Genomic DNA, 23077 nt, shown 5'->3' on the forward strand with positions numbered 1-23077 from the left:
TATCGCTCCCTCATGACGTAGTGTAATACCCCCCGACGCCCGTCCATGGATGGAAATTTGCGTCAAGCCATGGGCATGCTCTACTTGCGCGATTCGCGCGCCTGCAAGGGCGCAGGAGGAATTGAATGCCCAATGCGTGGAAAATCCTGGTGGTCGAAGACGACCCGGAGCTGCGCGACGCCCTGATCGAACAGCTCGCGCTCCAGGACGAGTTCGAACCGGTGCCCGCCGAGACCGCCGCCGGCGCCATGGAACTGGCGAAGAACGGCGCCATCGATCTCGTCATCATGGATGTGGGCCTGCCCGACATGGACGGGCGCGAGGCGGTGCGCCTGATGCGGCGCTCGGGCTTCAAGGCGCCCATTCTCATGCTCACCGGGCACGACACCGACAGCGACACCATCCTGGGCCTCGAGGCCGGGGCCAACGACTATATCATCAAACCGTTCCGCTTCGCCGTGCTGCTGGCGCGCCTGCGAGCGCAGATGCGCTCCCACGAGGCGAGCGAAGACGCGGTGTTCGCCATCGGCCCCTATTCCTTCCGGCCCGGCGCCAAGCTGCTGCTGACCGATCGCGGCTCCAAGATCCGCCTGACCGAGAAGGAGACGGCGATCCTGCGCTATCTCTACCGCGCCGGGAAGACGCCGGTGCCCCGCGAGACCCTGCTGCAGGAAGTGTGGGGTTATAATTCCGGGGTCACCACCCATACTCTGGAAACCCACATCTACCGCCTGCGCCAGAAGATCGAGCCCGATCCCTCCAACCCCACCCTGCTCGCAACCCAGGCCGGCGGCTACAAGCTGGTGCCCTGAGCCCTGGGGATGCGCGTCCAGCATCCCTGCGGCCCCAATGAAGTGAGGAAACCCCGTCGGTGAGCATTGAGAGGGACATCGCGCTGCTTCGGTCAGTCGCCACCTTCGACATGCTGAACAGCGAGGCGCTGCGCCTGCTGGCGGCCGACGCACGCACCGAGACCCTGGCCAAGGGCACCACCCTGTTCCGCATGGGCGAGATCGCCGAATGCGCCTATGTGGTGGTCTCCGGCCGCATCCGCCTGGTGGACGACCGCAAGGCGGACGCGCCGCGCCTCCTGAAAGAGGTCGGCCCTGGCACCCTCATCGGCGAGACCGCCCTCATCGTGCCGACGCCCCGCCCGGTCACCGCGGTGGCCGAGGACGAGGTCCAGCTGCTGAAGATCCCGCGCACCGCCTTCGTCGCCATGCTGGAACGCTTCCCGGACGCCACCGCCAAGATCCGGCGCGCCATCGCCAAGCGTCTGGAAGACACCATCCGCGCCCTCGACACGGTACGCCTGAAGCTCGAGGACCAGCGCGCGCGCCAGCGCCGTCGCCGCTGAGCGGACCTCAGACCTCGGCCCCGGTCTTCAGTTGGTGCCAAGTTGGTCACGCTCCCCAACTTGGGGCTCCCGAATTGCAGATCTTGAATCCGGTCCGGCAATGGCCGGAGCCGGGCGCCACTCGGGCTTGAACAAAGGTCCATGAGCAAAGCTCACTGGCCTTCGGATCGGATCAGGCGAGCAGGACCCCGGCACCCGCGAGCAGCACCACCACCGCCAGCGGCGGCACGCGCCACACCGTGAGCAGCAGGAAGCCGGCCACCGCCGCCACGAAATCCGGCGCATCGAACACGGCGCCGGTGAACACCGGGCTGTAGAGCGCCGCCCCGATGAGGCCCACCACCGCCGCATTGGCGCCGCGCATGGCGGCCTGGGCGCCGGTTCGCCGCCGCAGCTGGTCCCAGAACGGCAGCATGCCGGTCACCAACAGCAGGCCCGGCAGGAAGATGGCGACGAGCGCGACGGCAGCTCCCGCGATGCCGTTGGGCTCAGGCCCCATGGCCGCACCGAGATAGGCGGCGAATGTGAAGAGCGGGCCGGGTACCGCCTGCGCAAGGCCATAGCCGGCAAGGAAGGTGGAGGCGGAAACCCAGCCGGGCGCCACCACCTCGGCCTGGAGCAGCGGCAGCACCACGTGGCCGCCGCCGAACACCAGCGCGCCGGAGCGATAGAAGGCATCGAACAGGGCCAGGGCCTGCACGTGGCTCGCCGCCGCGATCACCGGTGGCACCACCAGCAGCACCGCGAACAGCGCCAGCAGGAGGGCGCCGGTGCGCCGCGTCAGCGGCACCGACAGGGTCGGCTCGGGACCCGATACACTCCCGCGCACGGGCGGCGCCTCGGCGCACAGGACGAGTCCGGCGAGGGCGCCCAGCGCGATGGCCACCACCTGCCCCAGGGCACTGCCGGCGAACACCACGAGGGCGAGGGCGGCAAGGGCGATGCCGGCGCGGTCGCGATCCGGCGTCAGGGTCCGGGTCATCCCCCAAACCGCCTGCGCCACCACGGCCACGGCCACCAGCTTGAGGCCGTGCAGCACGCCGTCGGTGCCGGCAAGGCTCGCCGCGCCCAGCGCGCAGCCTGTCAACGCGATGGCAGAGGGCAGGGTGAAGCCGGCCCAGGCGGCCAGCCCGCCGACCAGCCCGCCGCCGCGCAGCAGGCCGAGCGTGAAGCCGAGCTGGCTGGAGGCGGGGCCGGGCAGGAACTGGCACAGGGCGACGAGATCGCCATAGGCGGCATCGTCCATCCAGCGACGGCGCAGCACCAGCTCGTCGCGGAAATAGCCGAGATGGGCGACAGGGCCGCCGAAGGAGGTGAGGCCGAGCTTGAGGAAGGCACCGAATACTTCGCCGGGCGAGCCGGGGGGTGCACCTGTCCGGTGTTCGCCCGTCTCCTGCGCGCCCGTCTCCTGCGCGCGTGGCGCGCCCTGCTCCGTCATGACGTGCGGCCCCATTCTGTCGGAGCCTTCGATGTCACCGGCGCCCGTCAGCCGTCAAGGCGGCGCATGCGCATGCCGTCCGCAAACAGAAACCGCCTCCCCTGAGGGGAGGCGGCGACGGACCTTGCGGTCCTGATCCGGCGGGCCCCCGCCCGCCTCTCCGCGGAGAGGCGGAGCCCGCCAGATGTCATCAGGGCCTGCTCACTCGGCCGCGATGGCCGGGGTGCCGGTGGTCTCCAGCTCGTCCTCGAGGGAGAAGTGCTCGCCGTTGAGGGCGCGGCTGAGCTGGTCCTTGTTCAGCTCGCCTTCCCAGCGGGCGACGACGATGGTGGCCACCGCATTGCCGATGAAGTTGGTGATGGCCCGGCACTCGGACATGAAGCGGTCGATGCCGAGGATGAGGGCGAGGCCCGCCACCGGCACGCTCGGCACCACCGAGAGGGTGGCGGCGAGGGTGATGAAGCCGGCGCCGGTGATGCCCGCCGCGCCCTTGGACGAGAGCATGGCCACCAGAAGCAGCAGGATCTGTTCCTCGAACGACAGGTGGATGCCGGTGGCCTGCGCGATGAACAGGGCCGCCAGCGTCATGTAGATGTTGGTGCCGTCGAGGTTGAACGAGTAGCCCGTGGGGATCACAAGGCCCACCACCGACTTGGCGCAGCCGGCGCGTTCCATCTTCAGCATCAGGCCCGGCAGGGCGGCTTCAGAGGAGGAGGTGCCGAGCACGAGGAGCAGTTCCTCGCGGATATACTTCAACAGCTTCCACAGGGAGAAGCCATTGTAGCGCGCCACCAGGCCCAGCACCACGAAGATGAACAGCGCCGCGGTGATGTAGAAGGTGACGATCAGCATGGCGAGGTTCGCCACCGAGCCGATGCCGTATTTGCCGATAGTGAAGGCCATGGCGCCGAACGCGCCGAGGGGGGCCGCCTTCATCAGGATCGCCACCAGCCGGAACATGGCCGCCGAGGCCGAGTTCAGGATCTTCATCACCGGCTCGCCGGCCTCGCCGACGCCGCCCAGGGCGATGCCGAACAGCACGGCGAAGAACAGCACCTGCAGGATGTCGCCCGAGGCGAGCGCCGAGATGGGCGTCGTCGGGATGATGTTCATCAGGAAGCCGATGATGGTGGAATCATGGGCCTGCGCCGCATAGCCGGCCACCGCCTTGGGATCCAGCGACTTGGGATCGATGTTGAGGCCCGAGCCGGGCTGTACCACGTTCGCCACCACGAGGCCGATCAGCAGCGCCAGTGTGGAGAAGGTGATGAAGTAGATCATGGCCTTGCCGGCCACGCGCCCGACCTTGGCGAGGTCCCGCATGCCGGCAATGCCGGTGACCACGGTGAGGAAGATGACCGGGGCGATCACCATCTTGACGAGCTTGATGAAGGCGTCGCCGAGCGGCTTCAGGCTGGCGCCCACATCCGGGTAGAAATGGCCGAGCAGGATGCCCGCGATAATGGCGATGATGACCTGGAAATACAGGTGGTGGTAGAATTTGCGAGGATGCGCCGGCACCGCCGCGGCGGGAATTGCATGGGCCATTGGAGAGTTCCTCCGCCGGGGCCGGGTGCCTCTTGCGATGGGCACTGCGGACGCCGGATGCTTCGTTGACAGGATGGCGCAGGACGCCGGGTACGTCCCCTCTTGCGCAAGCTGCATGCCAGTCCTGCGTTACACGCACATCTTTGTTAGGCCATTGCGAACCATCGATAATTTCTCTGAGGTCGGGAATCGGGCTCGACTCGGCGTGCGGATGGATGCACTCTCGCCCTCAATCACGTGTGGAAAATCGCACACATCGAGATGAGGAAACGGGAGTGGACGCGTCTCCCAGCGCGGATCGTCCGGCGCGCCGGCGGCCCATCCTCGTGGCGGCGGGGGTGGTGGCGGCCATCGCCCTCACTCTGCTGGGCCTCGACCGGGTGGCCGACTATGCCGCGCGCCGCTGGGCCCTCGCCCAGGTGGAGTCGAGCGCGGCCACCGCCGCCGCCCTGCGCGTGGCGGTGCTGCGCTCCGAGATCGAGAAGCAGCGCTCCCTGCCCCTCGCCCTGGCCCAGGACCCGGACGTGCGCCGGGCGCTGGAGATCGGCAACGCGGCGCGCATCGACGCCCTGAACACGCGGTTCGAGCATCTGGCCGCCAGCATCCGCACCGGCGTCATCTACCTCATCGATGCCGACGGCCACACCATCGTGGCGAGCAACTACCGCACCCCCGAGAGCTTCCTGAACAGCGACTACGGCTTCCGCCCCTATTTCCGCCTCGCCCTCGCGCAGGGCCGGGCTGAGCATTTCGCCTTCGGCACCGTCAGCCGCCGTCCGGGCCTCTATCTCGCCCAGCGGGTGGAGGCGGACGGCGTGCCCATCGGCGTGCTGGTTCTGAAGGCCGAGTTCGACGCGCTGGAGGACGAGTGGCGGCGCTTCGCCGAGCCCACCTTCGTCACTGATGCCCGCCACATCGTGCTCATCTCCAGCGTGCCCGGCTTCCGCTTCCGCACCACCCGCCCCCTCGACAAGGTGGAGCGTGAGGCCATCCGCGAAAGCCTCCAGTTCGGCGACTCGCCCCTCGAACTGCTCGACCTCGACCCCACCGCCGCCGATCCGGCGGTGAAGCGGGTGCGGTTGCCCGGCCAGGCCAAGCGGGAGGATTTCCTCGAATCCTCCCTGCCCGTGCCCACCACCGACTGGACCCTGTCGGTGCTCGCACCCACCGCCGCCACCACCAACCTCGCCGGCACTGCGGCGCGCACCTCCGCCGCCCTGCTCGGGGTGGTCGCCATCGGCTCGGCGGGGCTATGGCGCACCCGCCGTCGCCGCCGCGCCCGCGCCGAGGCGCAGGAGGCGGAAGCCCGGCGCGAGCTGGAGGCCCGGGTCGCCGACCGCACCACCGAGCTGAGCGCCGCCAACGCCCAGCTGCGCACGGAGATGGAGGAGCGCCGCCGCTCCCGCCTTGCCATCGATGCCCTGCAAGACGAACTGGTGCAGGCCTCCAAGCTCGCGGTGCTGGGCCAGATCGCGGCCGGCGTCGCCCATGAGGTGAACCAGCCGGTGGCGGCCATCCGCACCTTCGCCGAGAATTCCCGCGCCTTCCTGGCGCAAGGCCAAACCGGTCCGGCGGTGGAGAATCTCGCGACCATCGCCGCACTCACCGAGCGCATCGGCGCCATCACCGGCGAATTGCGCGCCTTCGCCCGCAAATCCGCCGCGCGCCTCGAACCGGTGGGGCTGGGCACCGTGGTGGACGGGGCGCTGCTGCTGCTGCGCTATCGGCTGCTGCAGAACGACATCACCCTGAAGGTCGACCTCGACGTGCCGGAAGTGCAGGTGACGGGCGACCGCGTCCGGCTGGAGCAGGTGTTCGTCAACCTCATCCAGAATGCCGCGGAAGCCCTCGACACCCGCCGCGACGGCGAGATCCGCATCGCCTCCGCCACGGGCGCGGAAAAGGTGGTGGTCACGGTGGCCGACAACGGCCCCGGACTGCCGCCGGAAGTGCTGGGGGCGCTGTTCCTGCCCTTCACCACCACCAAGACGCAGGGGCTGGGGCTGGGCCTCGTCATCTCCAAGGACATCATCACCGAATCGGGCGGTACGCTGGCCGTGGCCAATGCGGGCGGCGCCGTCTTCACCATCACCTTACCAAGGGCATCCGAGGCAACCTCATGAGCGATGTCGCCTTCATCGACGATGACGACCTGCTGCGCGCCGCCAATGTGCAGGCGCTGATGCTGGCCGACCTCACCGTCACCGGCTACGGCTCGGCGCTGGCCGCGCTGGAGGAGATCGGCGCCGACTTTCCCGGCGTCGTGGTCAGCGACGTGCGCATGCCGGGGATCGACGGGCTGGAATTGTTCCGGCGGCTGCGGCGGGTTGATCCCGACCTGCCGGTCATCCTCATCACCGGCCACGGCGACATCGCCATGGCGGTGGATGCCATGCGCGAAGGCGCCTACGATTTCCTCGCCAAGCCCTATGCCAACGACCGCCTCCTCACCAGCGTGCGCCACGCCCTCGACCGCCGGCGCCTGGTGCTGGAAAACCGCGACCTGAAGCGCTCGGTGGAGGCGGCAAGCGAGGACATGCCCCTTTTGGGCACCACCCCGGTGATGGCGCGCATGCGCCAGATGCTACGCCAGATCGCCGATGCCGACGTAGACGTGCTGGTGGAGGGCGAGACCGGCTCCGGCAAGGAGGTGGTGGCGAATGCGCTCCACCGCTGGAGCCGCCGCGCCGCACGGCCGTTCGTCGCGGTCAATTGCGGCGCGCTGCCGGAAACGGTCATCGAGAGCGAACTGTTCGGCTACGAGGCCGGCGCCTTCACCGGCGCGCTCAAGAAGCGGGTCGGGCGCATCGAGCACGCCAATGGCGGCACCCTCTTTCTCGACGAGATCGAGGCCATGTCGCCAGCCTTGCAGGTGAAGCTGCTGCGGGTTCTGGAAGCCCGCGAGATCGCGCCGCTCGGCACCAACGACACCCGGCGCGTGGACATCCGCGTGGTAGCCGCCTCCAAGGTGGACCTGCCGGCGCTGGTGCGCCAGGGCGCCTTCCGGGAGGACCTCTATTATCGCCTGCACGTGGCCGGCGTGCGGATTCCCGCCCTGCGCGAGCGGCGGGCGGACGTGCCGCTGCTGTTCGGCCATTTCCTCGCCCGCGCGGCCGAGCGCTTCAACCGGCCGCCGCCGGAGCTCGACGCCGCCGTGCGCAAGCATCTGGCCGAGCACGACTGGCCCGGCAACGTGCGCGAGCTGGTGCATTATGCCGAGCGGGTGGCACTGGGGCTGGTGGACGACCTCACGGCGGACGTCGGGGCGGATCTGGGCGCGCCGGGCGGGCTGACGGACGGCACGCTTCCGGAGCGGGTGGACCGTTTCGAGGCCGGCGAGATCCGCGCCGCGCTGGAAGCCAACCAGGGCGACATCCAGGCCACGGTGGCGGCCCTCGGCATTCCGCGCAAGACCTTCTACGACAAGCTGCGCCGCCACGGCATCGACCAGTCCGCCTACCGCCCCACCCGCCAGACCGCGCGGTGAGGGTGGCCGCCTTCAGGAGCTAACGCCCCCCTCTCCCGCGTGCGAGGGGGGTTCCCACCGTCCCTCGGCGAGATGACGACCTCAAAGCCCCAGGTCCCCTTCAGCTGCCTCCGCCCGGAAAGGTGCGGGTGAAGACCCTGCCTTCGGTATCCTCGGCGCGGACGCTCACCTGATCCGATGAGGGCGTGTAGCTGAAGCGGAAGGTGGGGTCCTCGCTGATGGAGATGCCGCCCTCCATGGCGAAGATCAGCTTCTCGCCCTGCTTCACCTCCACCTCGCGCACGAACCAGGCCGGGGTGTAGCCGCGCGTCTCCGGATCGATCTGGAGGCCGGAGAAGTTGGGATGGCGGATCTGCACCTGGGCTTCAGGCCGGCCGGTGGCGGCGAACGAGCGGAAGCGCATCTCGCCCACATGGGCGATGGAATCCGCCGTATCCTTGGTGGCGGGCGCAGAGCAGCCGCCCGCCGCCTTCACATAGGCCTTGGTCATCAGCAAGGCGCCGTCGCTGGTCTCCGCGACTGCGCGGACGAAGGAATAGGAATTCACCCGCACCCGCAGCGACAGGGAGAAGTCCCGCGTGCCCTCGGCCAGGGTGAAGCGGCCGGCCATGGGCGCGGGGTTCTCGTCCACCACGAGCGTCACCGCCTTAAGCGTGCGCGGATCGCCCGCGGGCAAGGCGAGCTGGATGGTGATGGGGACGAGGGCGGCATCCTCCGCCCGGCCCGGCGCGTCGAGCTGGACGATGGCGCCAGCGTCAACGATGGCCTTGCCCGGGAAAAGATCGGGCCGGATGGAGGCCCAGGTGGCCTCCCGAGCGGCTGCCTCGCGGTTCGGTTCAGTGGCAGCCCCCTGGGCGGCTTCGGGCGCCTGCGCCAGGGCCGGGCCGGCACCGGGCAGCACGGCGCACAGCGCCAGCGCGACAAGGCCCGCCCGGCCGGCGGTGCGGGATGGAGAGCGACGCATCATGGCGGTTCCTCCTTATGCCGGATCAAGGGTGCCGGATCAGGGACGGGGCGTTGCGGGCACGAGCGGAAGGCCTGCCTGTGACCAGCCGTCGGTTCCTTCCGGAAACCAGGCGACGTTGCGATAGCCGTCTTCCAGCGCCCGCTTCGCCGCGTTCCACGACATCCAGCACTGACGCTGGCAGAAGATGACGAGGGGTGCGTTCACATCGCCGCGACTGGCGGCGTCCAGCCCGGCGCGGAAATAGGCCTCGGTGTCAGCGTTGAGGGCGCCGAAGCCCACGTTGGGCAGCCACATGGCGCCGGGAATGCTGTCATGGGGCGGATCGCGCCACACCGTCCCGGCGGGCAGGCCGGCGGGCCTGGGCGGGCGCGGCAGCACGTCGATGAAGGCGGCGGTGCCGGCGCGCCAGAGTTCGGCGGCGGCGTCCGTGTCCAGCACCTTGGCGCCGGCGAGGGTGGCCGGCGTCGGCGCGCGATAGGCATCGAGCCGATAGTCCGCCGGCTCCGGCGGCGCCTCCTCGGCGGCGGCGATGGAAATGGAAAGGCACGCCACGACGCAGAAGGCCGCCAACGCGGCACGGGCAATTCCGCCGACGGCAGCCGTTGCCGCGCCCCCGGGTGTCACTGGCCGATCCTCGTGTCCCCGGCCGGCGCTGCGGCGGTGATGAGCGCGCCGTCGTCATCGACGAGGGGCACATGGGCGGCGAGCAGCACCTTCTCGATGTCCGCGGCGCGCTTGCGCAGCACGGTGTTGAGGGTCTGCTTCCAGGCATGATCGGTGGGCCGCACGCCCATGGTGATGCGATAGGTCATGGCCGGCCGCTCAGCTTCCTTCAGCAGCGGCACCACCTTGAGCGGCGTCGGCGACTGCGCGGCGAAGGCGCCGGCGGTGGGGCCCCACAGCAGCGCGCCGTCGATCTCGCCTTTGGCGAGGTCGTCCAGCATGTCCTGCGCGGGCGAGGCGAAGCGGCGGTCCACCAGAAGCGAATAGGTCCGCGCCTTGGGCAGCAGGCCATATTCGAGCATGTGGTCCGCCGGTGGGGTCGCCGCCATGACGCCGAGCCGGGCCTCCTTGAGGCGCGGATCGGACAATTGCTCGACACCGTCGAAGCGGCCCCCGGCCTTCACCACCAGCACATAGACCGACTGGTAATAGGGATTGGTATGCAGCACCGGGTCGGCCCCGGCGGCATAGCCGATGACCACGTCGCACAGCCGCCGGCCGAGGGTGTTGCGCACGAAGCCGGGACCCTGCGGCATGAAATAGGTGCGCACCGGGACCTTCAGCTCGTCCGCCACGATGGCGGCGATCTTATTCTCGAACCCCTCTCCCGCCATGTTGGAATAAGGCATGTTCGCCGGGTCGGCGCAGACCCTGAGCGCGTCCCCCGACACCTGGTCGGGGATCTGCTGGCCGCGCGCCCCCGAGGCGCTCAGCAGCAGGATCGCGGCGAGCGCACCGGTGGCGAAGGAGGCGAGGAGCGCGGCGAAACGCTCCTTGGTCGCCGGGGCCCGGCTACTCGCCGAGGCAGGCTTTTTCCGCATCGGTGGTTCCCTGCGTCTTGTCATCCCGCTTCGCGGGACGCACGCGGCCCAGTGCATCGTTCGAACGGGCGCGCAAGTAGACGTAGATGTCGTCCAGGTAGCACATCACATTCTTGTTCAGGCCGAAGGACGGCATGACCTTGTCATTGCCGCTGCTGATGTTCTGCCGGCCGCCCACCACCACTTCGCTGAACTGGTCGAAGTTCATGGCCTTGACCGAGTCGATAAGGGCCGGCGCATAGGTGGAGCCCATGCCGTCGGGGCCATGGCAGACATGGCATTCGGCGTGATAGCGCCGGTAGCCGGAATAGGTGAACCAATCCACCGTGCCGTCAGGCTTGACGTTGTAGGTGGGAGCGCCGGAGGCATCGAAATATTTGCCGTCCTCTTCCTTCACCGGCTTCGGGTCACCCGGAGGGGTGAATTCCGCGAACGCGGGCAGGCTGGCGCCGACCACTTGAAAGCTGAACGCGGCGAAGAAGAAAACGCCGGCGCGCTTCAGATTGACTGTTGAAACCACACGATCTCTCCAAAAGGGCAGACGAAGGGCTAGAGCCGGCGCCGCAGCGGCGTTCCGTCCCTCGCTCTCCAATGCAAAGGCGCCAAAGCACGCGCGAGGAGGTGCATCGGCGCGCCCGAGCACGCGCCGATCCGCCTGCACCGCAAGCCGATCGGAAAACGCGTTCTCGTTTCTCAGAGTTAGAGGGCGATTCACTGATCAGATTGTTTCATCTGATCAGATCACGCTCTAACGCGTCCGACTGGGTTCCAACCTTGAATGCGGTGCCGATTTCGGGACCGGCACGCCGCCTGTATCGAGGGGCGTGCCGGTCCTTCTGGGGACGCGCCGGAGATCCTGTCATCCGGAACGCGTCAGTCGCGCTTCAGGCCGTCCGTCCCGTCAGGGGACGGCGAACACCGTGAGCTGGCCGCCGAGAGCAGTGTAGTTGCTCAGGGCCGCATAGCCACCCACAGCGCCGAGGCCGGCGTTGGGGTCGTTGAGGCCGGCCGCGAGGCCGATGCCGGCCCAGCCGCCGACGCCCGAGAGCACGGCCACATACTGCTTGCCCTGGTGGGTGTAGGTCATCACGTTGCCGATGATGCCGGACGGGGTCTTGAACTTGTAGAGTTCCTTGCCCGTCTTGGCGTCAACCGCCTTCAGGTAGCCTTCGAGGGTGCCGTAGAAGACCACGCCGCCAGCGGTGGCGAGCGCACCGGACCACACGGAGAACTGCTCCTTGTTGGACCACACGATCTTGCCCTGGCGGGCATCCCACGCGATGAAGTTGCCCATGCCACCGTGGCTGTTCGGCGCCGGGAACATGGAGAGCGTGGCGCCCACGAAGGGCTGGCCCGGGGTGTAGCTCACGCGGAACGGCTCGTAGTCCATGCACACGTGGTTGGTGGGCACGTAGAACAGGCCGGTGTCAGGCGAGAAGGCCGCGGGCTGCTGGTCCTTGGTGCCAAGCGCCGCCGGGCAGATGCCGGTGGTGTTGGTGTCCTCGCCGCCCTTCTCGGTGGAGTAGCGGCCCACAACCAGCGGACGACCGTAGGTCGGGCTGTTGCGGTCCATGTCCACCTTGGTGGCCCAGTTCACGGCGGGGTCGTACTTTTCGGCCACCAGCAGTTCGCCGGTCTTGCGGTCCAGCGTGTAGCCGAAGCCGTTGCGGTCGAAATGGACGAGGAGCGAGCGATCCTTGTTGTCGATCTTCTGATCGACCAGGATCATCTCGTTGACGCCGTCATAGTCCCACTCGTCGTGGGGGGTCATCTGGTACACCCACTTGGCGACGCCCGTGTCGGCATCGCGGGCGAACACGGTCATGGACCACTTGTTGTCGCCGGGACGCTGCTTGGGGTTCCAGGTGGAGGGGTTGCCGGAGCCGTAATAGACGAGGTTGGTCTGGGGATCGTAGGAATACCAGCCCCAGGTGCAGCCGCCACCAGTCTTCCACTGGTCGCCCTGCCAGGTCTTCAGCGAAGAATCCTTGCCGACCGGCTTGCCCAGTTCCGTGGTCTTCTCGGGATCGACGAGGATGTCGCTGTCCGGACCGATGGAATAGGCGCGCCAGATCTGCTTGCCGCTGTTCAGGTCATACGCCGTCATGTGGCAGCGCACGCCGAACTCGCCGCCGGAGATGCCGACGAGGAGCTTGTCCTTCACCGGGATCACGGTCGCGGTATTGGTCTCACCCTTCTTGGGATCGCCGTTCACCGCCGACCACAGCACCTTGCCGTTCTGGGCGTCGAGGGCCACCACCTTGGTGTCGGCCTGATGCAGGAACACCTTGCCGTCAGCATAGGCGAGACCGCGATTGACCGTATCGCAGCACATCACCGGGATCACGTTGGGATCCTGCTTGGGCTCATACTTCCAGATGATCTTGCCCTCGTTCTTCAGATCGAGCGCATAGACGATGTTCGGGAAGGGCGTGTGCACGTACATCACGTCGCCCACCACGAGCGGCGAGCCTTCATGGCCGCGCAGCACGCCGGTGGAGAAGGACCAGGCAACCTGGAGCTTGCCAACGTTGTCCGCAGTGATCTGCTTCAGCTTGGAAAAACGCGTGTTGGCGTAATCCCCGGTCTGGAGCGCCCACTGGTTGGGATCTTGAGTGAGTTTCAGAACACTATCATTGGCGCGTGCTGGCGCGCCGGCAAATGCCGTGACCACCGCCGCGGCGGTCAGAACCAAAAGACGTCTCATCCGGGCTTCCTCCGATGGATGCGCGCCCGCCTCCACCCACGTGGATCGGGTAACGCACTGAGCGCGTTGTTTTCGCCTTGGGGGACTCCATCTACTTCGGCAGCGTGTCACGACCGGCGTGATGCCATGAAGCCATGCGGTGACTGGCGTCCCGCAGGCCTGCGAACCAACCCCGCGTTCCCCGCACGGAGTTGTTGAAGCCGAAGCTGAGAGGAACGTAAGCAATGTTCTCTCCGGACGCAATACGCCAAATGTCTGCCGCACCCGGAGTTTTGTTCTGCACCTGCGAAGTAACCATACGTAGATTTTGCACTGCAAAAATGGCTGCGCTGCCACAGGAAAAATTTATTCCCACTCCATCTCGTGGAACGCGGTGGTGGCATTGCGGGCGTTGAAATCGTCGAACAGCTGCCAGTTTCCAGCCTCGCTTTGCCCCGCCTCCCGCGCCGCCTGCGAGAGGGTGCGCCCCTCCTGCACCATGGCACGCACATCGGCCACCAGCCGCTTGAGATAGCGCTCCGTGGGCTCCGCCGCCTGCGGCCACGCCACCGAAGCCGGGCCGTGTCCGGGCACCGCGCGCGCGGCGGGACGGCGCTTCAGCTCTTCGATCAGCGCGATCCATCCCGCCGCCTTGCCGTCCAGCGCCGGCACATGACCGAGGAACAGGAGATCGCCGAGGAACCAGGTTCCGGTGGTCATATCGAGCACGGTGAGGTCGGTGGCGGTGTGGGCGGTGGGCCAGGCTTCCAGACGCAGCATCCGGTCGCCGAGGTCGATGTCACGCACGTCGGCCACGGTCTCGTCGGGCAGCACCACGCGGGTGCCGGCCGCTGCCGGCCCCACCAGCCGCTCGGTGGCGGACACATAGGCCTCGGCGCGGGCGGCCAGCGCCTCCGGCAGGTTCCTGTGGCCGATGAAAGTCACGCCGGGGCCGACAAACGCGGCATTGCCGAGCACGTGGTCGGGATGCATGTGGGTGTTGATGACATAACGCACCGGCAGCGCCGTTTTCTGCCGGATCGCGGCCTTCAATTGCTCCCCCGCCTCAAGGCTGCCACCGGTGTCGATCACCGCCACGCCGTCGCGCCCGATGATGAAGCCGGCATTGCCGACGAAGCCGAGATTGCGCGGCAGAGCCAGCGCATAGGGCGCCTGATGCACGAACACGCCGGGCGCCACCTCGCTCACCGTGAACGGCTCCGTCTCCGGTTGCGCCGCAGCATGAACAGGCACGGCGAAGAGCAGGAGTGCGGCGAGCCGCCGCAAGGGGCGAAAGGTCAACCGCAGGGCCATGAGCCGTCTCCCGGAGCGCGTGCGTTGTTTCTCAATCTGCGTGGGATGTGTTGGACTTAAACTTCGCTCAGGACCGGAAAGCGGGCGGCGAGGGCGGCACGCTCCGCCTCGATCCAGTCCGGCGAACGGGCCGCGCGCGGCACGCCAAGGCGCACCTCCTCAAGGATATAGGTGGGGCGCGGCGCGAGCAGCACCAGACGGTCGGCGAGCTGCAGCGCCTCGCGCACATTGTGCGTCACCATCAATACGCCCATTCGGCCAGCCGCGCCCGTGTGTTCGCGCTCGGCGGCCAGCATCACGCAGCGTCGCAGCTCCACCGCCGCCTGGGCATCAAGGGAGACGAAGGGCTCGTCCAGCACCAGGAGATCGGGCTCCACCGCCAGTGCGCGTGCCAGCGACACCCGCCGCGCCAGCCCCAGCGACAGCTCGCCGGGATAGCGGGCGCGATGCACCGCCAGACCGAAGCTCTCCAAAAGCCCGCTGAGATCCATGCCACGCCGCGCCGGCGGCAGGACGATGCGGATATTCTCCTCCACCGTCCGCCACGGCAGGAGCCGGGGCTCCTGAAAGGCGATGCCGATGGCAAGCTGCGCCGGATCGGGCGCCAGCGTGCCTTCAAAATCCCGGTCGAGGCCGCAGAGGATGCGCAGCGTGGTGGTCTTGCCGCACCCGGAGGGGCCGATGAGGCATACGAACTCCCCGCGCGCGAGGCTGAGGGAGAGGCCGCGCACCGCTTCCATGGCGACGCCATCGGGCCGCCGGTAGGTCTTCCCCGTGATGCGGGCCTCAAGGAGGCTTTCGGCGGCGCTCACCTGTGGCACCTCATGTCAGCGGGCCTCAAGGCGCCAGCGCCGGGCGTGGGCTTCGAAGGGTTGCAGCACGCCATATTCGATGGCCAGCATGACGGCCATGAAGGCCAGCGCATAGCCCAGCACGGCGGCCACATCGAACAGCTGGAAATAGACGGAGATGGCATAGCCTACCCCGTTGGGCCGCCCCAGCAATTCCACCACCAGCACGATCTTCCACACCAGGGCGAGCCCGGAGCGCGCCGCCCCTGCAAGGTGCGGCTCAAGCTGCGGCAGCACCACATGGCGCATGCGGTCGAGGAAGGACAGGCGGAAGGCCCCCGCCATCTCGTCCAGCTCCGGCGACAGGGCCCGCGCGCCCTCCCGCAGCAGCACGGCGACGGTGGGGATCTTGTTGAGCGCCACCGCCAGCACTGCCGCCGTCTCGGTGAGGCCGAGCCAGATGTAGCAGAGCACGGTGATGACCAGGGCCGGCGTGTTCAGCAGCACCACCAGCCAGGTGTCGAACACCCGGTCGAGCCGCCGCATACGGCCGAAGGCGACCCCGATCACCGTTCCGATCGCCATGGCCACCACGAAGGACACCGCCACCCGCGCCAGCGTCACCGCAAGGTTGGAAAACAGGTCTCCCGACGCCGCCTCCTTCGACAGGAAGGCAAGCACCGCCTCGGGGGTGGGCAGGGCGCGGCTGTGGGCCAGGCTCGCCGCCGCCTGCCACAGCGCCAGCAGAGCCGTGAGCGAGCCGACACGCACCAGGGCACCGGACCAGGGGAGCCTCATGAACCGCGTCTCATCAAAGGCATCTCATCGAACGCATCTCATGGCGCCACCCGCTCCGCCGCGAAGAAGAGGCCGGGCGGCAAGGTGGCCGCCGGCCCCACCAGGCGCTCGCCGCCCAGCTTTGCCAGCACCGCATAAAGCTGCGCCGCCGCCGCTTCGTCCTCTACCGGCGACAGGCGCGGCACGCCGGCGATGAAGCCGGCCTTGAGGGCAGCGAAAGTGGCTTCGTCCGGCGCCTGCATCTCCCGTCGCGCCGCGGCCCATGCGGCCTCGGTCCGAGCCGGATCGGCGCCGGCGAGCGCCGCCTTGGTGGCGCGGGAGGCGCGGGCAAAGGCGGCCACGGTCTGGGGGTTGGCGCGGGCGAAGGCGCCGTCGAACACATAGCCCACCAGGGTCGGCTCATGCGGCACGCCGAAGCCGCGCACCAGTTCCTCCACGCTGATGAGCGGGCGGAAGCCCTTGGGCGCGAGCCGTGCGCAGAAGGTCCAATAAAGTAGCGCGGCGTCGAGATTGCCCTGCTCCAGCTCGGCCGCCAGCAAGGGCGGGGCGGCGAACACCGGCTGCGCGGCGGTCTGGAGATCGAGGCCGGCCTGCGCCTGCGCATGGGCCTTCAGCATCAGCCAGCTCTTGTCGAGGGCGCCACCCGACACCCCCAGCCGCTTGCCGGCGAGGTCCGCCACGGTCCTGAGGGGCGAATCAGAGCGCACCATCACCGCGCCCTCGGCGGAGGAGAAGGGCAGGTAGACGAGGTCACGCCCCTCCGCCTTCACCCGGGCGGCCCACAGAAGGTCCGAGAGGAAGGCATCCACCGCGCCGGCCTGGAAGGCAATGCGGCCCGCATCATTGGAGGCGAAGCGCTGCGGGGCGAGGGCGACGCCGTAGGCCGCATCGAGCCCCAGCGCCGTCATGGCGGCGATCTCCCACGCCCCGGTGCCGAATTGCAGCAGGCCGAGGCGCAGCACGGGAGCCGCGCCGGTGGCTGCCCGCACGGGCAGCATCGGGGGCACGGCGGCACCCGACAGCACGCCCGCGGTGAGCGCGAGCATGCGGCGGCGGGTCAGCATCCCCTATCCTCCCTTGTCTCCTGCGGGGTGGTCGAAACCGCAGGCTTGATTGGGACGCAGTCTGGAGAAGTTCCAGTTTGCTGTCCACGACAACCCGATGCGCCGCCAATTCTGAGAGAAAAATGAGAGATCAGCTGCCGTCTTGGCACCTGCACTTGGCCCATGACAGCGCATGTTGCCCAGAATTGCACGTCGATCGTTCTCAAATATCTCTAAAGATTTGAGGAGATTGACGGAACATCTGAAATCACTATCCTGCCACAATCAAGAGACGGCGGTGATACTGCTGCACACTCACCGGAGCGCAGGTTCTGCGTCTGGATAGAAAAGCAGGGGACGGGGCGATGAGGGCGGAAACTTCCTGGCGGGCCATTGCCGTCGCACTCGGCCTTTCGGGCGCCACCCTGCCGGCAATGCCGTTCGTAGCGGGCCCGGCGCTGGCTCAGTCGGCACAAACCCAAGCAGCCCCGGAGGCCGGCGGCGCGATCGAGCTGCCCACGGTGGAGGTGGTCGCCACCACGCCGCTCTCCGGCACCGGCATCGATGCAGACCGGGTGCCCGGCGCGGTCACCACCATCTCGGCGGAGGAGTTCAACCGGCTGCAGTCCTTCTCCACCATCGACGCTTTGGTCCAGTACACGCCCAGCGCCACCTCCACCGACGTGCAGGGCAACGCCTTCTTCCAGGACTTCCGCTTCCGCGGCTTTGCCGCCTCGCCGCTGCAGGGCACGCCGCAGGGCATCGCGGTCTACCAGAACGGCATCCGCGTCAACGAGGCGTTCGGCGACACGGTGAACTGGGACCTCATTCCCGAGGTCGCCATCGACCGCGCCGAGGTGTTCTCCAACAATCCGGCGTTCGGCCTCAACGCGCTCGGCGGCGCCGTCTCCATCCAGATGAAGAACGGTTTCACCTATCACGGCTTCGAGGGCTCGGTGCAGGGCGGCTCGTTCGGCCAGATCGGCGGCTCGATCCAGTATGGCGGCGAGAAGGACGGCGTCGGCCTCTACATCGCCGCCGACGCGGTGCGCGACGACGGCTGGCGCAGCCATTCCCCCTCCGAGCTGGCGCGCTTCTACGGCGACCTCGGCTGGAAAGGCGACAAGGGCGAGCTGCACCTCGTGGCGAGCGCCGCCAGCAATTCGCTCGGCGTGGTGGGTCCCACCCCGGTGGAGATGCTCGCGGCCGACTACAACTCGGTCTACACGTGGCCACAGACCACCCAGAACGACATGGGCATGCTGGCCCTCAACGGCCGCTACGACCTCTCCGACACCTGGCAGCTGCAGAGCAATCTTTACGTCCGCCGCTTCAAGCAGTCCCACGTGGACGGCAATGACGCCGATCTCGAGAATTGCAGCAACAAGTGGAACCCCGGCGTCGGCAACACCAAGATGTGCCTGGAGGAGGACCAGTTCACCGGTCCCACGGGCGGCGGCAACCCCCTCTCCAATCCGCAATACGCCGCCTTCCGCAGCCAGATGGTGCTCTACGACCAGAACGGCAACACCATCCCGTTCAACGAGCTGGCCTCCAACCAGCTCTATGGTGTCATCAACCGCACCTGGACCGACACCACCACCTATGGCGGCTCGGTGCAGGCGGTGAGCACCGACAAGCTGATCGGCCACGACAATTATTTCGTGGTGGGCGGCAGCGTCGACTACAGCACGGTCAACTTCAAATCGACCACCGAGCTGGGCATCACCGACATCAACACCCTGGGCGTGGCCGGCACCGGCATCTACCTGCAGAACAGGCCGAATTATTCGCTGCCGGAAGAATACCAGGTGTTCTACCTGCCGGTGAACCTCGACGCCACCACCACCTATTACGGCCTCTACGCCACCAACGCCTTCGACATGACCGACCGCGCCACCCTGACCATGGGCGCGCGGCTCAACATCGCGAAGATCAGCATGCAGGACGCCAGCGGCATCAGCCCGCAGCTGAATGGCGACTACACCTTCGCACGCATCAACCCCATCATCGGCCTCACCTACAAGATCACCTCCGATGTCACCGCCTATGGCGGCTATTCGGAATCCAACCGCGCGCCGACCCCGCTGGAGCTGAACTGCGCCGACCCCAACCGGCCGTGCCTCTTGGAAAATTCCCTGGTGGCCGATCCGCCGCTGGAACAGGTGGTGTCGCACACCTACGAGGCCGGCCTGCGCGGCGCCAGCGCGCTGTTCGGCGGCAACATGAGCTGGAAGCTCGGCCTCTACCGGGTGGACAGCGACAACGACATCATCGCCCTCGCCAGCGAGCAGACCGGCTACGGCTATTACACCAACGTGCCCGCCACCCGCCGGCAGGGCTTCGAGGCCGGGCTGCAATATGTCAACGGGCCGTGGAAGCTCTATGCCAACTACGCCTATATCGACGCCACCTTCCAGTTCTCGGGGACGCTGGCCTCACCCAACAATCCGCTGGCCACCGACGGCGAGATCTTCGTAACCCCGGGCGACCATATCCCCGCCATCCCGGCCCAGACCCTGAAGTTCGGCCTCGACTACATGGTGACAGACAAGTGGAAGGTCGGCGGCGATGTCATCGCTGTGTCGAGCCAGTATTATGCGGGCGACGAATCCAACATCAACCCGATGCTGCCGGGCTATTGGGTGGCCAATGTGCGCACCAGCTACCAGATCACGCCCAACATCCAGGTGTTCGGCCTGATCAACAATCTCTTCAACCAGAAATATGCCTCCTACGGCACCTTCTTCGATACCGGTTATCTCGGCCTCAGCAACGCGCAGATGCAGACCCCCGGCCAGCCTTTGTCCGCCTACGCCGGGATGAAGGCGACCTTCTGAGGGTGAACTTGAAGAGGCGGGGGTGAGCGTCTGCGGCCCTCGCAGGCGCTTTACCATGATCATTCCCGGCCTTCCGCGCTCGCGTCCTTAGCGTAAGACCCCGGACGCCCCGTCCCGCCAGTGCACCGCAGCATACTGCGGTGTTTTCCTACTGTTATTGACCGTCTGTTTTTTCGCAGTGCAAGGAAAAGGTATCCTGCGGCAAAGACACGCCAAGGATAGCTTCAAACGCTCTTGCGCGGCGCGCGGCGTTGGTTCAAGAGTCATACCCGTTCGACTGCGTGCGGGGAAACAACCGCCGAGTTCCGGAGCGATCCGGGGCGAAGCCACCCGCTAATGTTTCCCTCGACACGGAGCTGCGCCATGGCGGAATCCGCCCCCATTCTCCACATCATCACGCCCCTGAACCACGTCAGCCCGTTCGACGTGAACATGGCGGTAGATGCCGGCTACACCACCATCGCCCCCTATTCCCGCGTCGCGCTGAGCGAGGTGCGGGACCTGACGCAGGACATGATGTTCTCCCGCGCGCCCCAGTCGGCGCCGCGCACCGGCCTATTCATCGGCGGCAAGGATGCCGCCCTTGCCCTCGACATGGCGGCGGAGGCAAAGGCCTCCATCTTCCCGCCCTTCGAGATTTCCATCTTTCCCGATCCCGCCGGCTCCTTCACCACCGCCGCCGCCATGATCGCCAAGGTGGAGCAGGCCCTGCTGAAGACCCGGCCCAAGGGCCTGGAGGGGGTCGCCGTGCAGGTCTATGGCGCCACCGGCGTGGTGGGCTCCATCGCCGCCGTCATCGCCGCGCAGGCGGGGGCGCTCGTCACCCTCGTCAGCCATCGCGAGGTCGCCGCGGTGGACGAGAAGGCGAAGGACCTCAAGGCCCGCTTCGGCGTGGAGCTGGCCACCACCGCCGCCGTCACCGACGCGGAAAAGGCGAAGCTGGTTCCCGAGGCGGAAGTGGTGCTCGCCGCCGGCAAGGCCGGCGTGGAAATCCTCACCGCCGCGCACCTTCAGGCCGCCACCCGGCTGCTGGTGGCAGCGGACGTGAACGCCGTGCCGCCCGCCGGCATCGCCGGCATCGGCGCCCATGACGCGGCGGCCGTGCTGCCCCACGGCATCGGCATCGGCGCGCTGGCCATCGGCAATCTCAAATACGCCGTGCAGCACACCCTGCTGAAGCAGATGTGCGTCACCGACACGCCGCTGTTCTTCGATCTTCCCGCCATCTTCAAGCTCGCCCGCGAGCTGGACGCGTAGGAAGCCGCCATGCAGATCAGCACGTCCTCCCCCGCCCGGCCCCGCGCCCGCCGCGCGGGGCTCGCCCGCGTTCGCCCGCTCCGGGAGACCCGGCCATGACCTCGCCTGCCCTTGTCACCCCAGTGGATGCCGCCCCCGCCATCAGCCTCGCCACCTGTGTGGCGCCGCTGGTGGACGCCCTCATCCGCGACGCCGACGCGCTGCGCCTCAAGGTGTCGCGCGGCCCCCGCGATGCCCTCATCGTGGATGCCGGCATCACCGCCGCCGGTGGACTGGAAGCCGGCCGCCGCATCGCCGAGATCTGCCTCGGCGGCCTCGGCCGGGTGGCGCTGGTTCCCGCCGGCCGCTTCTCGCCCTGGGATACGCTGGCGAGCGTCTCCACCTCCGATCCGGTGCTGGCCTGCCTCGGCAGCCAGTATGCCGGCTGGAGCCTTGCTGCTGGCGATTTCTTCGCGCTGGGCTCCGGCCCCGGCCGCGCCATCGCGGCGGTGGAGACCCTTTATGGGGAGCTCGGCTACCGCGACCGCGGCGAGAAGGTCACCCTGGTACTGGAAACCGGCGTGGTGCCCCCGGCCGAGGTGGTGGACGAGATCGCCGCGCGGTGCGCCGTGGCGCCGTCCGACATCACCTTGATCCTCACCCCCACCAGCTCGCTCGCGGGCACGGTGCAGATCGTGGCGCGGGTGCTGGAAGTGGCGCTGCACAAGGCCCACGCCCTGCATTTCCCGCTGGAGCACATCGCCGACGGCGTGGGCTCGGCGCCCATCTGCCCGCCCTCCCCCGATTTCCTCACCGCCATGGGCCGCACCAACGATGCGGTGCTCTATGGCGGCGACGTGCACCTCTTCGTCCACGGCCCGGCGGAGGCGGCGAAAGACCTCGCCACGCGGCTGCCCTCCCTCGCCTCCCGCGACTATGGCCGGCCGTTCGGGGAGATTTTCGCGGGCTATGACTGCGACTTCTACAAAGTGGACCCGCTGCTGTTCTCCCCGGCGCGGGTGACGGTGACCGCCATCGACCATGGCGAGAGCTTCACCGCCGGCGGCTTCGATCCCATCCTCATCGCCCGGTCGTTCGGGGGCTGAGGTGGCGGGCCTCGTCCTCTTCGCCGAGCGGGTGGACTGGCACAGCCGCTCGCTCCTCGCCGCCATCAAGGCCCGCGGGCACACCGCGCGTGTCATCTCGCTGAAAGCCTGCGGCTTCGCCGTGGGGGAGACCGCCCACGGCCTGCTGCTGCCGGGCTTTGCAGACGACCTGCCGGACGCCTGCTTCGTGCGCTCGGTGCCCGCCGGTACGCTGGAGCAGGTCACCGCCCGGCTTGGCGTGCTCCATGCCCTGCGCGAGATGGGGGTGCGGGTGATGAACGACGCCCGCGCCATCGAGCGCTGCGTGGACAAGAGCGCCACCACCTTCCTTTTGGCCCGCGCCGGCCTCCCCACTCCCCGCACTTTGGTGCTGGAAGACCGCGCGGCGGCGCAGATGATCATCGACGCTGCCCCCGGCGACAGCGTGCTCAAGCCCATGTTCGGCGCCCAGGGCCGCGGCCTCATGCGCCTCGCACCCAAGGCCCGCCTGCCGGAAGCCGAGGAGGTGGGCGGGGTCTATTACCTGCAGGATTTCGTTTCCGCGCCATCCGGCACCGGACCCTCCGGGACCCATGAGGATTTCCGCGTGTTCGTGGTGGGCGGACAGGCCGTGGCCGCCATGGCGCGGCGGGGCACCTCCTGGATCACCAACATCCACCAGGGCGCCACCGGCGTGGAAGTCGCCGCCGAGGGCCAGCTCGCCGACCTCGCCGTGCGCGCGGCGGCGGCGGTGGGGGCATCCTATGCGGGGGTGGACCTCATTGCCGATGCTGAAGGGCGCCTCACCGTGCTGGAGGTGAATTCCATGCCGGCCTGGCGCGGCCTTCATGACGCCACCGGCCGCAACATGGCCGAGCCGCTGGCCGCCCACCTCGTCGCCGAGCCCGTGGCGGCGTAGGCTCCGGGCCGTCCTTTCGGCATT

The 23077-nt window shown here is 68.1% G+C and carries 19 protein-coding genes; 8 read left to right on the forward strand and 11 right to left on the reverse strand.

Annotated elements, in window-relative coordinates:
* The first annotated feature begins 125 nt into the window (after positions 1-125).
* Complete coding sequence (locus V5F66_RS10600) at positions 126-812, forward strand: response regulator transcription factor (protein WP_012113794.1); 687 nt, start codon at positions 126-128, stop codon at positions 810-812.
* Between the two features lie 59 nt (positions 813-871).
* Complete coding sequence (locus V5F66_RS10605) at positions 872-1357, forward strand: cyclic nucleotide-binding domain-containing protein (RefSeq protein WP_012113795.1); 486 nt, start codon at positions 872-874, stop codon at positions 1355-1357.
* Between the two features lie 172 nt (positions 1358-1529).
* On the opposite strand, the gene chrA is transcribed toward V5F66_RS10605, so the two are convergent.
* Together chrA and V5F66_RS10615 are read right to left on the reverse strand one after the other, a co-directional pair.
* Positions 1530-2795, reverse strand: a complete 1266-nt coding sequence (chrA, locus tag V5F66_RS10610; RefSeq protein ID WP_394093820.1) for a chromate efflux transporter — start codon at positions 2793-2795, stop codon at positions 1530-1532.
* Positions 2796-2996: 201 nt separating this feature from the next.
* Positions 2997-4343 (reverse strand): dicarboxylate/amino acid:cation symporter, encoded by a 1347-nt coding sequence (locus tag V5F66_RS10615; protein ID WP_012113797.1) that lies wholly within the window; start codon positions 4341-4343, stop codon positions 2997-2999.
* Between the two features lie 275 nt (positions 4344-4618).
* Between V5F66_RS10615 and V5F66_RS10620 the strand changes: the two genes are divergently transcribed.
* Positions 4619-6466 carry a sensor histidine kinase gene (locus tag V5F66_RS10620; protein WP_394093821.1) on the forward strand — a complete coding sequence of 616 codons (1848 nt, stop codon included), beginning with the start codon at positions 4619-4621 and terminating at the stop codon, positions 6464-6466.
* On the forward strand, positions 6463-7830 hold the full coding sequence (locus tag V5F66_RS10625) for a sigma-54-dependent transcriptional regulator (protein ID WP_394093822.1): 1368 nt from the start codon (positions 6463-6465) through the stop codon (positions 7828-7830). Before V5F66_RS10620 ends, V5F66_RS10625 begins: the two co-directional genes overlap by 4 nt.
* A 100-nt stretch (positions 7831-7930) precedes the next feature.
* Here the strand turns inward: V5F66_RS10625 and V5F66_RS10630 are convergent, their stop codons facing one another.
* The 9 genes from V5F66_RS10630 to V5F66_RS10670 all read right to left on the reverse strand — a co-directional run bounded on the left by V5F66_RS10630 (position 7931) and on the right by V5F66_RS10670 (position 16994).
* Complete coding sequence (locus V5F66_RS10630) at positions 7931-8797, reverse strand: quinoprotein dehydrogenase-associated SoxYZ-like carrier (RefSeq protein ID WP_394093823.1); 867 nt, start codon at positions 8795-8797, stop codon at positions 7931-7933.
* A gap of 36 nt (positions 8798-8833) precedes the next feature.
* Positions 8834-9421: a PQQ-dependent catabolism-associated CXXCW motif protein gene (locus V5F66_RS10635; protein WP_394093824.1), complete on the reverse strand. Its 588-nt coding sequence runs from the start codon at positions 9419-9421 to the stop codon at positions 8834-8836.
* Positions 9418-10341 carry a substrate-binding domain-containing protein gene (locus V5F66_RS10640; protein ID WP_394093825.1) on the reverse strand — a complete coding sequence of 308 codons (924 nt, stop codon included), beginning with the start codon at positions 10339-10341 and terminating at the stop codon, positions 9418-9420. Before V5F66_RS10640 ends, V5F66_RS10635 begins: the two co-directional genes overlap by 4 nt.
* Positions 10313-10783: a c-type cytochrome, methanol metabolism-related gene (locus V5F66_RS10645; RefSeq protein ID WP_041576611.1), complete on the reverse strand. Its 471-nt coding sequence runs from the start codon at positions 10781-10783 to the stop codon at positions 10313-10315. Before V5F66_RS10645 ends, V5F66_RS10640 begins: the two co-directional genes overlap by 29 nt.
* Positions 10784-11242: 459 nt before the next feature.
* Positions 11243-13048 (reverse strand): lanthanide-dependent methanol dehydrogenase XoxF5, encoded by a 1806-nt coding sequence (xoxF5, locus tag V5F66_RS10650; protein WP_012113804.1) that lies wholly within the window; start codon positions 13046-13048, stop codon positions 11243-11245.
* A 345-nt stretch (positions 13049-13393) separates the two neighbouring features.
* On the reverse strand, positions 13394-14341 hold the full coding sequence (locus V5F66_RS10655; RefSeq protein WP_394093826.1) for a quinoprotein relay system zinc metallohydrolase 2: 948 nt from the start codon (positions 14339-14341) through the stop codon (positions 13394-13396).
* A gap of 56 nt (positions 14342-14397) precedes the next feature.
* Positions 14398-15153, reverse strand: coding sequence for an ABC transporter ATP-binding protein (locus V5F66_RS10660; protein ID WP_394093827.1), 756 nt, complete (start codon positions 15151-15153; stop codon positions 14398-14400).
* Positions 15154-15168: 15 nt separating this feature from the next.
* Positions 15169-15930, reverse strand: a complete 762-nt coding sequence (locus V5F66_RS10665; RefSeq protein ID WP_394093828.1) for an ABC transporter permease — start codon at positions 15928-15930, stop codon at positions 15169-15171.
* Positions 15931-15968: 38 nt separating this feature from the next.
* A complete protein-coding gene (locus V5F66_RS10670) occupies positions 15969-16994 on the reverse strand; it encodes an ABC transporter substrate-binding protein (protein WP_394093829.1) in 1026 nt (341 codons plus the stop codon).
* A 344-nt stretch (positions 16995-17338) separates the two neighbouring features.
* Here V5F66_RS10670 and V5F66_RS10675 point away from each other — a divergent pair, with 344 nt between their 5' ends.
* The 4 genes from V5F66_RS10675 to V5F66_RS10690 all read left to right on the forward strand — a co-directional run bounded on the left by V5F66_RS10675 (position 17339) and on the right by V5F66_RS10690 (position 23053).
* Complete coding sequence (locus V5F66_RS10675; RefSeq protein WP_394093830.1) at positions 17339-19813, forward strand: TonB-dependent receptor; 2475 nt, start codon at positions 17339-17341, stop codon at positions 19811-19813.
* A 363-nt stretch (positions 19814-20176) separates the two neighbouring features.
* Positions 20177-21070, forward strand: coding sequence for a methylene-tetrahydromethanopterin dehydrogenase N-terminal domain-containing protein (locus V5F66_RS10680; RefSeq protein ID WP_012113810.1), 894 nt, complete (start codon positions 20177-20179; stop codon positions 21068-21070).
* A 95-nt stretch (positions 21071-21165) separates the two neighbouring features.
* On the forward strand, positions 21166-22155 hold the full coding sequence (mch, locus tag V5F66_RS10685; protein WP_394093831.1) for a methenyltetrahydromethanopterin cyclohydrolase: 990 nt from the start codon (positions 21166-21168) through the stop codon (positions 22153-22155).
* 1 nt (position 22156) lies between these two features.
* The gene (locus V5F66_RS10690) at positions 22157-23053 is read left to right on the forward strand and encodes an ATP-grasp domain-containing protein (protein ID WP_394093832.1); all 897 of its coding nucleotides are present in this window, start codon (positions 22157-22159) and stop codon (positions 23051-23053) included.
* The last annotated feature ends 24 nt before the right edge of the window (positions 23054-23077 follow it).

It is taken from the genome of Xanthobacter versatilis (assembly GCF_043193975.1).
GTDB lineage: Bacteria > Pseudomonadota > Alphaproteobacteria > Rhizobiales > Xanthobacteraceae > Xanthobacter > Xanthobacter autotrophicus_E.

Bases quoted from the DNA above. Each gene is read 5' to 3' on its own strand.
- V5F66_RS10600 (WP_012113794.1), top strand. From the start codon at position 126: ATGCCCAATGCGTGGAAAATCCTGGTGGTCGAAGACGACCCGGAGCTG.
- chrA (WP_394093820.1), bottom strand. From the start codon at position 2,795: ATGACGGAGCAGGGCGCGCCACGCGCGCAGGAGACGGGCGCGCAGGAG.
- V5F66_RS10615 (WP_012113797.1), bottom strand. From the start codon at position 4,343: ATGGCCCATGCAATTCCCGCCGCGGCGGTGCCGGCGCATCCTCGCAAA.
- V5F66_RS10625 (WP_394093822.1), top strand. From the start codon at position 6,463: ATGAGCGATGTCGCCTTCATCGACGATGACGACCTGCTGCGCGCCGCC.
- V5F66_RS10630 (WP_394093823.1), bottom strand. From the start codon at position 8,797: ATGATGCGTCGCTCTCCATCCCGCACCGCCGGCCGGGCGGGCCTTGTC.
- V5F66_RS10640 (WP_394093825.1), bottom strand. From the start codon at position 10,341: ATGCGGAAAAAGCCTGCCTCGGCGAGTAGCCGGGCCCCGGCGACCAAG.
- xoxF5 (WP_012113804.1), bottom strand. From the start codon at position 13,048: ATGAGACGTCTTTTGGTTCTGACCGCCGCGGCGGTGGTCACGGCATTT.
- V5F66_RS10655 (WP_394093826.1), bottom strand. From the start codon at position 14,341: ATGGCCCTGCGGTTGACCTTTCGCCCCTTGCGGCGGCTCGCCGCACTC.
- V5F66_RS10665 (WP_394093828.1), bottom strand. From the start codon at position 15,930: ATGAGGCTCCCCTGGTCCGGTGCCCTGGTGCGTGTCGGCTCGCTCACG.
- V5F66_RS10670 (WP_394093829.1), bottom strand. From the start codon at position 16,994: ATGCTGACCCGCCGCCGCATGCTCGCGCTCACCGCGGGCGTGCTGTCG.
- V5F66_RS10675 (WP_394093830.1), top strand. From the start codon at position 17,339: ATGAGGGCGGAAACTTCCTGGCGGGCCATTGCCGTCGCACTCGGCCTT.
- V5F66_RS10680 (WP_012113810.1), top strand. From the start codon at position 20,177: ATGGCGGAATCCGCCCCCATTCTCCACATCATCACGCCCCTGAACCAC.
- mch (WP_394093831.1), top strand. From the start codon at position 21,166: ATGACCTCGCCTGCCCTTGTCACCCCAGTGGATGCCGCCCCCGCCATC.